This is a genomic window from Micromonospora sp. CNZ303, from assembly GCF_004345505.1.
Map to the genome: position 1 here is coordinate 51,149 of NZ_SLVT01000014.1, position 12,944 is coordinate 64,092.

10 protein-coding genes are annotated in these 12,944 nt (G+C 75.0%); 6 read left to right on the forward strand and 4 right to left on the reverse strand.

Annotated features, from left to right (window positions below; translation table 11 throughout):
* Positions 1-48 precede the first annotated feature (48 nt).
* On the reverse strand, positions 49-1,122 hold the full coding sequence (locus tag EV374_RS21660) for a carboxymuconolactone decarboxylase family protein (RefSeq protein WP_132238198.1): 1,074 nt from the start codon (positions 1,120-1,122) through the stop codon (positions 49-51).
* A 195-nt stretch (positions 1,123-1,317) separates the two neighbouring features.
* On the opposite strand from EV374_RS21660, the gene EV374_RS21665 reads away from it, so the two are divergent.
* The 6 genes from EV374_RS21665 (at position 1,318) to EV374_RS21690 (ending at position 8,962) form a co-directional block, all read left to right on the forward strand.
* A complete protein-coding gene (locus EV374_RS21665; protein WP_132238200.1) occupies positions 1,318-2,379 on the forward strand; it encodes an SDR family NAD(P)-dependent oxidoreductase in 1,062 nt (353 codons plus the stop codon).
* Between the two features lie 488 nt (positions 2,380-2,867).
* Entirely contained in the window at positions 2,868-3,437 is a 570-nt protein-coding gene (locus EV374_RS21670) for a DUF5987 family protein (protein ID WP_132238202.1), read from the forward strand.
* On the forward strand, positions 3,434-5,068 hold the full coding sequence (locus EV374_RS21675) for an FAD-dependent oxidoreductase (RefSeq protein WP_132238204.1): 1,635 nt from the start codon (positions 3,434-3,436) through the stop codon (positions 5,066-5,068). The genes EV374_RS21670 and EV374_RS21675 overlap by 4 nt, the downstream gene beginning before the upstream one ends.
* A 101-nt stretch (positions 5,069-5,169) precedes the next feature.
* The gene (locus EV374_RS21680; protein ID WP_132238388.1) at positions 5,170-6,258 is read left to right on the forward strand and encodes a carboxymuconolactone decarboxylase family protein; all 1,089 of its coding nucleotides are present in this window, start codon (positions 5,170-5,172) and stop codon (positions 6,256-6,258) included.
* Positions 6,242-8,005 carry an MFS transporter gene (locus EV374_RS21685; protein ID WP_132238206.1) on the forward strand — a complete coding sequence of 588 codons (1,764 nt, stop codon included), beginning with the start codon at positions 6,242-6,244 and terminating at the stop codon, positions 8,003-8,005. Before EV374_RS21680 ends, EV374_RS21685 begins: the two co-directional genes overlap by 17 nt.
* A gap of 162 nt (positions 8,006-8,167) precedes the next feature.
* Entirely contained in the window at positions 8,168-8,962 is a 795-nt protein-coding gene (locus tag EV374_RS21690; RefSeq protein WP_132238208.1) for a TIGR03084 family metal-binding protein, read from the forward strand.
* Positions 8,963-9,427: 465 nt separating this feature from the next.
* Here EV374_RS21690 and EV374_RS21700 read toward each other — a convergent pair whose 3' ends face one another.
* The 3 genes from EV374_RS21700 to EV374_RS21710 all read right to left on the reverse strand — a co-directional run bounded on the left by EV374_RS21700 (position 9,428) and on the right by EV374_RS21710 (position 12,895).
* Positions 9,428-9,883 carry an SgcJ/EcaC family oxidoreductase gene (locus EV374_RS21700; RefSeq protein WP_132238210.1) on the reverse strand — a complete coding sequence of 152 codons (456 nt, stop codon included), beginning with the start codon at positions 9,881-9,883 and terminating at the stop codon, positions 9,428-9,430.
* A 132-nt stretch (positions 9,884-10,015) separates the two neighbouring features.
* Positions 10,016-11,608 (reverse strand): GMC family oxidoreductase N-terminal domain-containing protein, encoded by a 1,593-nt coding sequence (locus EV374_RS21705; protein WP_132238212.1) that lies wholly within the window; start codon positions 11,606-11,608, stop codon positions 10,016-10,018.
* A 105-nt stretch (positions 11,609-11,713) separates the two neighbouring features.
* On the reverse strand, positions 11,714-12,895 hold the full coding sequence (locus tag EV374_RS21710) for an acyl-CoA dehydrogenase family protein (RefSeq protein WP_132238214.1): 1,182 nt from the start codon (positions 12,893-12,895) through the stop codon (positions 11,714-11,716).
* Positions 12,896-12,944: the final 49 nt, after the last annotated feature.

Genomic DNA, 12,944 nt, shown 5'->3' on the forward strand with positions numbered 1-12,944 from the left:
GACACGCCGACACGTCTCCAATGTTGCGCAGTTCAAGTCGGGAATCCGTCAGACCGGCTCGGGCGAGCCGGCGGGGGCGTACCAGGTGCCGACCCAGCGGGCCGCCGCGAAGCTGGCCCAGGCCACCGCATCGACCAGGGCCGCGTCGCCCGGCTGGTGGCGGCGGAACTCCGTGACCACCTCCTCGTCGACCTGGTAGGAGGCGAACACGGTCAGCAGGGCCAGTCGGCCGGCGGCCCGCTCCGCCTCGGGCAGCGGCGCGATCAGCCGCTCGCACCACTGTCTACTCAGGCCGGTCTCCTCCCCCCGCCAGGCGTCGAGGCGTTCCGCGACCAGCTCCCGGACCGCCGGCGGGACCGCCCGCTCGCCGGCCGCCTCGAACGCCGCGTAGGCGCGGGCCATCGCCCCGGCCACGTGCGGGCTGCCCGCCGCCCAGGCCGCCTCCGCCGGCAGCGGCGCCGGCGGCAGCAGCTCCACCGAGCGGCCCGGCTCCCGGGCGTCGCGCAGCGTCCCCTGCAACACCCAGCCGATGCCCCGCTTCAGGCGCCGGCGCGCCCGCGGCGACAGCCCCGGCGGGAGCAGGAAGTTGGAGAGGAACACGTTGACCACGCGGGCGATGTAGTGGAAGCCCACCACCACGCCGACCAGCTCCGGGCGGTCCCGCTCCGGAAACGGCAGGACCGGCCGCGAGGTCTGCGGCTGGTGTGCCGTACGGCCCCACTCCGCCGCCACGCGGATGCGCCGGTCGGCGATCTCGGTGAGCCGGTCGGCCACGATCGCCTCCGCGTCGTGCTCCGTGGAGAGCTCGTAGAGCCCGACGCTGTGCATGTCCACGCAGTACGGGCAGATGTTCGCCACGGACACCGCGGCGGCCACCGCCTCCTTGGTCGCCCGGTCCACGTTCTCCGTCGGCAGCAGCGGCTCCCGCATCACCATCCAGTACGCCGCCAGCACCTCCGGCGACGGGGAGTGCAGCTGCGCCGGCGGCACCACCAGCTGCATCTCCTGCGCGACCTGCCGGTAAACGGCGTCCACCAGTCCCCGTGCGGACCCCTGCGGCACCGGCGTGACGTAGTTGACCTGGCGCTGGACCACCGACGAGGCCACCCGACGAGCGATCATGATCTGCCTCCTGCTCTGCGCCGCCCCGCCGGACGGTCACGACGACGGCTCCCACGACTGCGGCAATGCCAGTATTGGGAGTCCGGGGGCGCAGGCAACGCCATCGACGCCGGTTGAGCACCCTGGGAGAAGGAGGGCCCGGCGGCGCCCGCCCATGATGGGCGACGACCCAGTCCCCCACCCGCGGGAGTCGCGATGCTGGTCCTGGTAACCGGTGGCACCGGATTCATCGGCTCCCACTCGACGGCGGCCGTCCTCGACGCCGGGCACCGGGTCCGGCTGCTCGTGCGCGACCCGGCCCGCGCCCGGCGGGTGCTGGCGACGCTGGGCGCCGACGCCGGGCGCGTGGAGCTGGTCACCGGCGACGTCACCGACCCCGCCGCCGTGGCCCGGGCCGCCGACGGCTGCGCCGCCGCGCTGCACGCCGCCGGCGTGTACAGCTTCGACTCCCGGGACCGGGCGCGGATGCGGGCCGTCAACCTCCGCGGCACCGAGGTGGTGCTCGCGGCGGCGCGGGCGGCGGGCCTCGACCCGATCGTGCACGTCTCCACCTTCGGCGCGCTGCTGCCGGCCACGGGATCGCCGCTGACCGTCGACTCCCCGGTGGGCGCGCCCCGCGAGGCGTACCTGAGCAGCAAGGCCGCCGCCGAGCACGTGGCGCGCCGGCACCAGGACGACGGGGCGCCGGTGGTCATCACCTATCCGCTGGCCTCGCTCGGGCCCGACGACCCGCACCTGGGCGACCAGACGACCCGGGTACGCAACGTGCTGCGCGGGTTGATGCCGCTGTGGCCGACCGGCGGCTTCCCCGTCGGCGACGTGCGGGACGTGGCCCGGCTGCACGCGGCGGTCCTCGAACCGGGGCGCGGCCCCCGCCGCTTCCCGGCCCCCGGCCGGTACGTCACGACCCGGGAGTTCGTCGACGCACTGCGCCGGGTCACCGGGCGGGCCCTGCCCACCCTCCGGCTGCCGGCTGCGGCCCTGCTGCCGATGGGCCACCTGGTCAGCGCGGCGCAGCGGCTCTCGCCCGTGCACCTGCCCGCCGAGCACGGCGCCATCTACCTGTGCGCCACGGCCCGCCCGATGGACGGCACGCCCACCGAGGAGCTGCTCGGGCCGGCGAGCCGGTCGCTGGACGAGACCCTGGCCGACACCGTGCGCTGGCTGCACCGCACCGGGCGGCTGAGCCGCCGGCAGGCCGGGCGCGCCGCGCTCCCGGCGACCGCCGCGCCGCGCCGCGCCACCGAACCGGCCTGACCGCCGACCCCGACCCGTCCGGACTGTGCCCCGCGCGGGCGCCCGCCCGCGCGGACCACGCCGCCGCAACGCGCCGCGGGGCACCGGGCCCGCCCGCTCGTGGGCCCGGCCCCACCGTCCGCCGCGGCCGGGACGCGGCGTCCGCCGCCCGGGACGGCGCGCCGTGCCCGCCGCGCGGGGGCGGCCACCTCCGTCCGCGTGGAACGTGGCGCGGAAATTGCACGCCCGCCGCCGTTCGCAATTTCCGCGTCAATCGTCCCGGCCGTCGGGACATCGGCCTCAGCAAAACAGAAGATGCGTCCCACCTGCGTCGGTAGCCACGATGATGCAGAACTTCGCGCACCGTCCACGCCGCACGGAAAGCATTCCGGGCGACCACCAATTCATCCCTTGCATCCGTCGCCCTAGCGGGCGGTGGTCAAGGCTGCCCGAAAAAAGTCCCGGCGGGACCGGTACCGACGCGCCCGCCCCAGAAGGAGGTAGCCGCCGTGCAACCGGAAACACCCGAGGAGCAGCAGGCACGCGTGCTGACGCTGGAAGCGTTCGCCGACACCATCGTCCCCGGGGCGAAGCGGTCCGCCGACGACCGGGCGATCGCCGGCGTCTCGACCGACGGCGGCGCCGTCGAGTGCGGGGCGCTGGCCCTCATGGAGGACCCGGCCGGCGGGTTGTCGCTGATGCTGGGAACGCTCAGTGAGGCCCTCAACGCGCACGCGACCGGGTACGCCGAGGCGAACGGCCTGACCCTCGACCCGGCGGTGCCGCCCTTCGTCGCGCTCGCGTTCGACCACCGCACCGCGCTGCTGAGCCACCTGCTCGCCCCGGACAACCCGGAGAAGGAGATGTGGGTGGGGCTGGCCCTGTTCAGCAACATGGCATACGACAGCGCCGCACACATGAACACGCTCGACGCGCTCGCCGCCGGGCACCCGGGGCTGCTGGCGATCGGCATCACCAAGCCCGACGACGACGGGCTGTGGCGGTTCCCCGAGTACTCGTACGGACGCCCGCTGTCGCGACTGCACCCACACACCACCCCCACAGGGAGCCCGGCATGACCAGTAGCGCAAGCACCGACGTCGTGGTGATCGGCAGCGGCTTCGGCGGCGCGATCCCGGCCTACCACCTGGCCGCGGGCGGGGCGCGGGTGGTGGTCCTGGAGCGCGGACCGTGGCTGTCCAGCGAGGAGTTCGACCACGACTTCAAGCTCGGCTCGTCGTACACCCGGATCTTCGACTTCACCGTCGGCGACGGGATGAGCGTGCTCGGCGGCAACTGCGTCGGCGGCGGCAGCGTCGTCTACTTCGCCACCATGCCGCGCGCGCCGCAGTTCGTCTTCGAGCGGCAGGGCAGCATCGGCCGCCGGATGTGGCCGGCGGCCATCACCCGCGCCACGCTCGACCCGTGGTACGACCGGGTCTGCGAGTCGCTGCCGGTGACGATGCAGAGCTGGGACAAGGTGCCGTACGCCGGCGGCCTCTTCGCGGCGGCCTGCGCGCACGCCGGGCGCACGGCCAACCCCGTGCCGTCGGCCGTGGACGTCGACAAGTGCACCAACTGCAACTGGATGATGGCCGGGTGCCGCTTCGACGCGAAGCGCTCCCTGCTGCTCAACTACCTGCCGGCCGCCCTGGCGCACGGCGCCGAGATCCGGCCGTTGCACGAGGTGCAGCACCTCTCCCGCACCGAGGACGGCGGATACCGGGTGCACTACCGCATCGTCGACGCGGAGGACTACCGGATCCTGCACGACAGCGGGACGATCGACGCCAAGATCGTCATCGTGGCGGCCGGGGCCGGGGCCACGCCGGTGATCCTGCAACGCTCGGAGCCCACGCTGGGCACCATGCCCCCCGCCGTCGGCCGGTACTTCTCCGGCAACGGCGAGCGGCTCAACACGGCGGTCTTCGACGACGACCGGGTCCGGGAGGTGCTCGGGCTCAGCCGCCCCAACGGAAAGGGCTACGACGCCAACCAGATCGGCCGCGGGCCGACGGTGGCGACCTGGGACCGGCTCGACCCCGACCTGCCCGAGTACGAGCGGTACTCGCTGGAGCAGCTCTTCTTCCCGCTGGGGCTGGGCACGATCCTCGCCCAGGTGCCCGACGCGCAGGGCCCGAGCTGGTTCGGCCTGGAGAAGAAGGAGATGCTGCGCCGCTGGCAGTCGTGGCTGACGCTGTTCACGATGTCGGAGGACGACAACGAGGGCGTCTTCGGGCCGCCGCCGGCGACCGGCAACGCCGACCGTATCTCCCAGCAGATGCTCGGCCGGGGCCCGTTGCGCTACCGGCCCACCGCCAACACGCTGCGGGGCTGGGCCGCCGCCGACGCGGACGCCCGGGACATCCTGGAGCGCGACGGGCTGGCCCGGGTGATGCCGTGGACCAACGACGTGGTCGGCGCGTACACGGTGCACCCGCTGTCGTCCTGCCGGATCGGCGACGACCCGGCGACGTCGGCCCTCGACGACCGGCACGAGCTGCGGCAGCACCCCGGCATCTTCGTCACCGACGGCTCGGCGGTGCCGGGCGCGCTCACCGTCAACCCGGCCCTCACCATCGCCGCGCTGGCCGAACGCGCCGTGCCCGGCATCGTCCGCGCGGCGCAGCAGCGGGGCATCGACGTCACCTACCACGGCTCGCTGCCCGACGGCACGGTCACCGCGGTGCCCCAGGTCGTGCCCAGCTAGGACCACGACGGGCCGGGGGCGCACCCCGCCCCCGGCCCCGGCCCGCCCGACCAGGAAGGAAACCGATGGGCAGGCGACTGGCTCGGGTGACGAGCCGCACCATGCTGACCCACGTCCGGCACGTGACGCCGGTCGCCCCGGAGGCCGCCGACGGGCCCGTCGCGCGGGTCTACCGGCAGATGGCCGACGACTTCGGCGTCCTCGCGCCCCCGGTGCTGCTGCACTCCCCCGCCCCCGACGTGCTGCGGGCCTGCTGGCTGATGCTGCGCGAGACGCTGCTCGCCGAAGGGCTGGTGGGCCGCGAGGCGAAGGAGGTGGTCGCCGCCGCCGTCTCCGAGAGCAACCGGTGCCCGTACTGCGTGGAGGTGCACGGCGCCACGGCCGCCGGGCTGCTGGGCGACCCGGGCGGGTGGCCGGGCACCGGGGTCGGCGGGATCGGCGACCCCCGGCTGCGGGCCCTGGCCGAGTGGGCCCGGCACAGCGGGGACGCCAGCGCGGCGCGCCGCCGTCCCCCGCCCTTCCCCGCCGCGCACGGGCCGGAACTGATCGGCGTGGCGGTGGCCTTCCACTACCTGAACCGGATGGTGAGCGTCTTCCTCCAGGACTCCCCGTTGCCGCCGGCGCCGGCCGGGATCCGCGCCGGGGTCCGGCGGACCGCCGCCCGCATCATGGGAGCGCTGGCGCGCGCCGGACGGCCACCCGGCCTTTCGCTGGAGCTGCTGCCGCCCGCGCCGCCGGAGGCCGACCTGACCTGGGCCGTCGGCCAGCCGCACGTGGCCGCCGCCTTCGCCCGGGCCGGCCAGGCGGTCCACCACGCCGGGCAGGCCGCCCTGCCGGAGCACGTCCGGCAGCGGATCCTGGCCTGCCTGGCCGGCCCGCCGCCCCCGGAGCCGGGCGGCGGCCGGTGGTTCGACGCCGCCGTCGCCGAACTGGCGCCGGCCGAGCGACCCGTCGCCCGGCTGGCGCTGCTGACCGCGCTCGCGCCGTACCGGGTGACCGACGCCGACGTCGCCGCCTGCCGCGACGGCGGCGCCGACGACGCCGCGCTGGTCACGGTCACGGCCTGGGCGAGCCTCACCACGGCCCGCCGGATCGGCGCGACCCTGTACGAGGACGGCCTGCGGCCCGCCCCGCGCGGCGTGACCGACGCCGACGCCGAGCAGGAGGCGTCGCGTGCGGAGCAACCGTGACCCGCAGCGGGGCGCCGAGGCGGTGACGCCGCGACCGGTCAACCCGTGGGCGGCCCTGCTGGTGCTGTGCCTCGGCAACTTCCTCATCCTGCTCGACACGAGCATCGTCAACACCGCCGTGCCGGACATGATGCGGTCCCTGGACACCGGGATCGACAGCATGCTCTGGGTGCTGAACGGTTACCTGCTGGCGCTGGCGTCGCTGCTGATCGTCGCCGGGCGCCTCGGCGACCTGTTCGGCCCGCGTACCGTCTTCATGGCCGGCATGGCGCTGTTCGCGGTGGCCTCGGTGCTCTGCGGGGCGGCCCAGTCCCCGGGGCAGCTCATCGCCGCGCGGGTGGTGCAGGGCGTCGGCGCCGCGGCGCTGCTGCCGCAGGCGCTGGTCCTCATCTCCGGCATCTTCCCGGCCGCGCGGCGGGGCGCCGCCTTCGGGATCTTCACCGCCGTCGCGGGCGTGGCCGCCGTCAGCGGCCCCACCCTCGGCGGTCTCGTGATCACCCGGCTCGGCTGGGAGTGGATCTTCTACCTGAACGTGCCGCTCAGCGTGGCGGGCGTCGCCCTCGCCTGGTGGCTCGTCCCCGACCTGCGCACCCGCCGGCCGCGCCACCTCGACGTGGTCGGCGTGCTCCTGGCCACCGCCGCGCTGGTGGGCCTCATGTACGCCCTCATCGAGGGCGAACGGCACGACTGGGGCACGGTACGCGGGCCCGTCAGCATCCCGGCGATCCTGGCCGCCGCGGCGCTGTGCGCAGTGGTCTTCGCGCTGCGCCAACGCCGGCAGCGGGAGCCGCTCGTCCCGCCCGGGCTGTTCCGCCTCGGCAACTTCGGCCCGGCGACCCTGATCACGCTCGTCAGCTCATTCGGGCTGTACGGCTTCCTGCTGGTCTTCGTGATCGAGACGCAGGCGCTGCTCGGCATGAGCCCGCTGGAGTCGGGCCTCGCCGCGCTGCCCTGGACGGTGGTGCTCAGCGCCGTCGCGCCGGTCGCCGGGCGGCTCACCGACCGGCTCGGCGGCCGACGCCTGCTCGCGGGCGGGCTCACCGTGTACGCGCTCGGCGTGCTGGGCATGGCGCTGCTGGTCACGCCGCACTCCACCGCCGGCACCTTCGTCCTGCCGCTGGTCGCCGTCGGCATCGGCATGGGGGCGTCCATCGCGCCGACCACCACCGAGGCGATGCGCCACGTCCCCGCCCCACTGGCCGGCGCCGCCGCGGGCGTGCTCAACACCGCACGGCAGGTCGGCGGCGCGCTCGGCGCGGCCGTCGTCGGCGCCGTCCTGCAACACCGCCTCGCCGACACCCTGCCCGAGGCCGCCCGCGCGGGCGCGGCGCAGCTGCCTCCCGAGGCCCGGGCGGACTTCCTGCACGGCTTCGGCGCGGCCGCCGGCGAGGGCGTCAAGCTGGGTGCCGGCCAGGCCGGCGGGTTCGTCGTGCCGCCCGGTGCCCCGCCGGAGCTCGCCGACCGGTACCGCGACGTGGCCGCCGACGCGTTCGCCGACGCGTTCCTGCCCGCCGTCCGGCCGGCCCTGTGGGTGGTGGTGGGCGTCCTGCTGCTCGGCGGGCTGTTCGCGCTCCGGCTGCGCGGGCGTCCCGCCGGCCACGAGGCGGATCCGCCGGTCGACGGCAACCCGCCGCCCGACGATGGGCCGGGCCGCGAGGCCCCGGAGACGGTCGGACCGGGACGTGGCCGCCGGTCGCGCTCCGCACAGTGGGAGAAGACACCCGCCACGCCACCCGCCGATGATTGAAGCGCCGGCACCGACCCGATCGGCCGGCTTCCCCGTCAACCGCCGGCCGCACGGCGCCGGCGACGTGCGCCACCGCACCGGTCGAGGTCACCCCCCGCGACGAAGCCCGGGGCCCGCATCGTCCGTCCGGGTGGGGCGGCACCGCATCGAGAGGATGAGCGCGTGGCAGAACAGGACGTGTTCGCCGCCCTGGAGGCCGAGGGCGACGACGTCGACCGCATGGTCGCCGAGCTGGACGACGCCGGGTGGCGTACCCCCACCCCCGCCGAGGGCTGGACGGTCGCGCACCAGATCGCCCACCTGACCGCCACCTTCCGGATGGCCGGCCTGGCCGCCGCCGACCCCGACGGTTTCCAGGCCCTCATGTCGCGCATGAGCGGCGACTTCGACGCGAACGTGAACGCGGCGATGGCCCCGTACCTGGCCGAGGCGCCGGCGGCGCTGCTGGCCCGGTGGCGCGAGGAGCGGACCCTCGCCGAGAAGGCCCTCGCCGCCGTCCCGGCGGGACAGCCGGTGCCCTGGCTCGTCCGGCCGCTCCCGGCGCCGGTGCTCGCCGCGGCGGGGATGATGGAGCTGTTCGGGCACGGCCAGGACATCGCCGACGCCCTCGGCGTGCGCCGCCGCCGCACCGACCGGCTCCGGCCGCTCGTCGAGTTCGCGGTCCGCACCTGGGACTTCGGCTACCTGGCACGGGGGTTGGAGGTGCCGAGCAGCACGTTCCGCTTCGTCATCACGGCCCCGTCGGGCGCGGTCTGGCGCTTCGGGCCGCCGGACGCCGAGCAGATCGTCAACGGCACCGCCGAGGACTTCTGCCTCCTGGTGACCCGGCGCCGGCACCGCGACGACCTGTCGCTGAAGGCCGTCGGCGCCGAGGCCCACCACTGGCTGGACATCGCCCAGGCGTACCGGGGCCCGGCCGGCCCGGGGCGGCGGCCGGGACAGTTCGCCACCTCCTGACGTCCCGTGCGCCCCGGCCGGGCCGCCGGGGCGCACGGGCCACCCCGCGACCACGGCGAGCGCCGTGGTCGCTTCCGTGTGCCCGGCCCCACCCTTCGCGTACCGCCGGCGGCCGACCGGGGTCGGCACCAGGGCACGGCGCGGCGCGACGGCGGACCAGGACCAGGACCAGGGCCGGGGCCAGGACCAGGGCCGGGGCCAGGACCAGGGCCGGGGCTGGGGCCAGGGCTGGGGCTGGGGCTGGGGCCACGGCCGCGAGCAACGCCAACCACCGGGCCCGGCGGGCCCCGTCCCGGAAGGCGACGGAGGGCGGCCGGGCCGCGGGACGTACGACGAACCGCCGCCGGCGGCGGGCCGGCGGCGGACGCGAGGTACGACGCGACCCGGGCCCGGTAGCGGGACGCGGCCGGCCGGAGCCGGTCGTCGCCTCCCGCGCCCGGGCCCGGGCCGACGGGGTGGGCCGGGTCAGCCCTTGACCGGGCTCGACTGGTAGGACAGGACCCGCCAGTCGTCGTCGACGCGGACGGTGACGAAGACGATGCGGCTGCTCCGCTCGGGGGCGACCTCGGTCTCGCCGGCCAGCAGGATGCCGCCCTCGGCGACGATCAGGGCGGAGTCCCGGTGCAGCATGCTGATCTCGACGGGCTCGAAGGTCATCCGGGCCCCCTTGTACGGGCCGGCGAACGCGTCGGTCAGCCAGGCGCGGATCTCGTCCCGGCTCTTCAGCTGGTCGTCGCCCATCAGCATGCTGCCGTTGTCGGTGAACATCTCGGCGATGGCGTCGGCGTCGTTGGCGTCCCAGTTGGCGCGTACGCGCAGCGGCGCGGTGAAGGCGTGACCCTCCTCCCCGTTGCTGTACGCCCCGTAGTGCTTCGCCCACTGCTTGGACTGCTCGACGAGCGACGCTGCCTTGTTGGTCATGGTGTGCTCCTCTGCCGGGTGTCGGATGTGAGTGGTCGCCGGCGCTCCGGTCGCGTCGGCGCGGGTACCGCTGGTGGTCGCCGCCTCGGGCCACGGCCGGTCACGTCGCCGGCCGCGGCCCCGCCCGACGCGCTACCGCGTCGGGCCCGCCGCACCGGCGGCCAGCGCGGGCTCGGTGGCCGCGGCCACCCCCTTGATCAGGTCCGCGGCCTTCTCGCCGATGGCGATCGTCGCGGCGTTCGGGTTTCCGCTGACCAGGCGGGGCATCACAGACGCGTCCGCGACCCGCAGCCCGTCGACGCCGAGGACGCGCAGCTCCGCGTCGACCACGGCGCCCATCGCGCAGGTGCCGGCCGGGTGGTAGATGGAGTGCGCGTACTGGCGGACGTAGTCGCGCAGGTCGGCGTCGGACTCCGACGCCGGCGGCCGGTACGGCCGCTCCACGTACGGCGTGAGGGCCGGCTGCCGGGCGATGTCCAGCCCGATCCGCAGGGCCGCCACCGCGTCGTCCAGGTCGGACTCCTCGGCGAGGTAGTTGTGCACGATCTTCGGCTTGGCGGTGGGGTCGGCCAGGGCGAGCTGCACCGAACCCCGGCTGCGGGGCGCCAACATGGACGGGCCGTAGGACAGCGCGTGGTCGGTGGGCGTCCCGAGGCCGTTGTCGGCGAACATCACCGGCGCGGCCAGGAACTCCACGTCGGGCGCGGCCAGGGCGTCGCTGGTCCGGACGAACCCGCCGGCCTCCGGGCCGTTGGCGGTCATCGGCCCGCGCCCCTCGGACATGAACAGCTCCAGGTTCTCCGGCGTGCCGGCGGCGAGCAGGCTGATCGGGTGCGAGTGGGCATAGATCAGCGGCACCAGGAGGTGGTCCTGGAGGTTCTGCCCGACCTGCGGCTGGTCCAGCACGACCGGCACCCCGAGCGCGCCGAGCAGCGGCGCCGGCCCGATGCCGGAGAGCATGAGCAGCTGCGGGCTGTTGTACGCCCCGCCGGAGAGCACCACCTCCCGCTCGGCCCGGATCTCGACGTCCTCGCCGAGCCGCTGGCCCACCACGCCCACCGCCCGGCCGTTCTCGATGAGCACCCGGTGCACCTGAAGGTTCACCTCGACGGTCAGGTTGGGCCGGTCGGCCACGGGGTGCAGGAAGGCGGTGGCGGTGCTGGCCCGCCGGCCGTCGCGCTGGGTGAGCTGGAACAGCCCGAAGCCGTCCTGCTCGGCGCCGTTGAAGTCGTCGTTGGCGCCGTAACCGGCCTGCCGTCCCGCCTCGACGAACGCGGCGGACATCGGGTTGCGGGCCCGCCCGTCGGAGACCCGCAGCGGGCCGCCGACGCCGTGGTAGGCCGACTCGCCCCGCTCGTTGTCCTCCGAGCGCTTGAAGTACGGCAGCAGCTCGTCGAAGCTCCACCCGGGCTGGTTCCACCCGTCGAAGTCGGACCGGTGGCCCCGGACGTAGATCATCGTGTTGATCGAGCTGGTGCCGCCCAGGACCCGGCCGCGGGGCAGGTAGACCCGGCGGCGGTCCAGGTGCGGCTCGTCGTGCGTGTCGTAGTCCCAGTCGAGCTGGGTGCGGAACAGCTGGCCGAACGCCACCGGAACGTGCACGTTCTGCGCCGTGTCCGCCGGGCCGGCCTCGACGAGGCAGACCCGGACGTCGGGATCCTCGCTCAGTCGCGCGGCCAGCACGCAGCCCGCCGATCCCGCCCCGACGATTACATAGTCGTACATCCACCCCTCCTCGTCGCGTGCCCGCCCACAGGCGTGACATCAGCGCAGCTGGTACGGATCCGGGGCGGCACCCGGCGTCGCCGGGTGCCGCCGCCCGGGCCGGTGTCAGATGTAGAAACTGTTCGGCTCCAGGCCGCAGAGCACCCGGCCGTAGAGCTCGAAGTTGGTCTGCGGGGTCATCAGGGCGTGCAGGTTGACCGTGTGCACGTCCCGGGCGATCCGCTGGATCGGCACCGAGCTGTAGACCGACGAACCGCCGCTGGCCAGGGCCAGCACCTCCACCGCCTCGCGGCCCAGCTGGCAGACCGCGCCCACGTCGGCGCGGGAGCGGACCCGCTCCTCGAGCGTCCACGGCTCGCCCGAGCGGCCCTTGCTGTCGGTCAGGTCCGCGACCCGGTAGCCGTGGAACTCGGCCTGGTCGGCCTTCAGCGTCGCCTCGGCCACCTGGAGGTGGGTCACCGGCGCCTCGGCCTGGCTGCCGTAGTCGGTGTAGGTGATCTTCCGGCCGGGCAGCCGCTCGAAGAACACCTCCCGGGCGGCCCGGGCCAGGCCGATCACGGTGCCGACCGAGGACGCGGCGGCGACGCCGAGCAGGGGTGCCCGGTACATCGGCGACTCGGCGTTGAGCTTCGAGGCGTACTGGCCCTGGAGCACGGCCGGCAGCGGCAGCACCCGCTCCTGCGGCACGAAGACATCCCGGGCGACGGTGGTGACGCTGCCCGAGCCCCGCATCCCCGCGGTGTGCCAGTCGTCGACGACCTCCAGGTCCGACATGGGCACCAGCATCATGAGGGGCATGGGGGTGCCGTCCGGCGCCGCCCCCATCGCGATGATCTCCTGCCACTGGCTGTGCAGGGCACCGCTGATGAAGCCCCACTGGCCGTTGAGCAGCACACCCCCCGGCCGCGGCTGCGCGTTGCCGGTCGGGCTCAGCGTGCCGCAGACCCGCACGTCGGGCGTGCCGAAGACCTCGTCCTGCACCTCGTCGGGGAACATCCCGACCATCCAGCCCGGGATGCACCACACCGAGGCGGTCCAGGCGACGGAGCCGTCACCCCGGGCCAGCTGGGCCGTCACGTCGGTCAGCGTCCGGGTGTCCGACTCGTACCCCCCGTACCGCTTCGGGATCCGCATCCGGAACAGGCCGGCGTCGGCCATCGCCTCGACCACCTCGTCGTGCATGCGGCGGTTCTCCTCGGACCAGCTCGCGTGCTTCTGCAACAGGGGCACCAGCTCCGTCGCGCGACGCACCAGTTCCGTGCCGGGCACCGTCTGGGTGACGTCCACCCTGACCTCCTCGATAATCGTCGGTTCGGCGGTTACACCACCGCCGCGT

Coding starts and splice junctions, on each gene's coding strand:
- EV374_RS21665 (WP_132238200.1), top strand. CDS start 1,318: ATGCTGGTCCTGGTAACCGGTGGCACCGGATTCATCGGCTCCCACTCG.
- EV374_RS21700 (WP_132238210.1), bottom strand. CDS start 9,883: ATGACCAACAAGGCAGCGTCGCTCGTCGAGCAGTCCAAGCAGTGGGCG.
- EV374_RS21675 (WP_132238204.1), top strand. CDS start 3,434: ATGACCAGTAGCGCAAGCACCGACGTCGTGGTGATCGGCAGCGGCTTC.
- EV374_RS21705 (WP_132238212.1), bottom strand. CDS start 11,608: ATGTACGACTATGTAATCGTCGGGGCGGGATCGGCGGGCTGCGTGCTG.
- EV374_RS21660 (WP_132238198.1), bottom strand. CDS start 1,122: ATGATCGCTCGTCGGGTGGCCTCGTCGGTGGTCCAGCGCCAGGTCAAC.
- EV374_RS21680 (WP_132238388.1), top strand. CDS start 5,170: ATGCTGACCCACGTCCGGCACGTGACGCCGGTCGCCCCGGAGGCCGCC.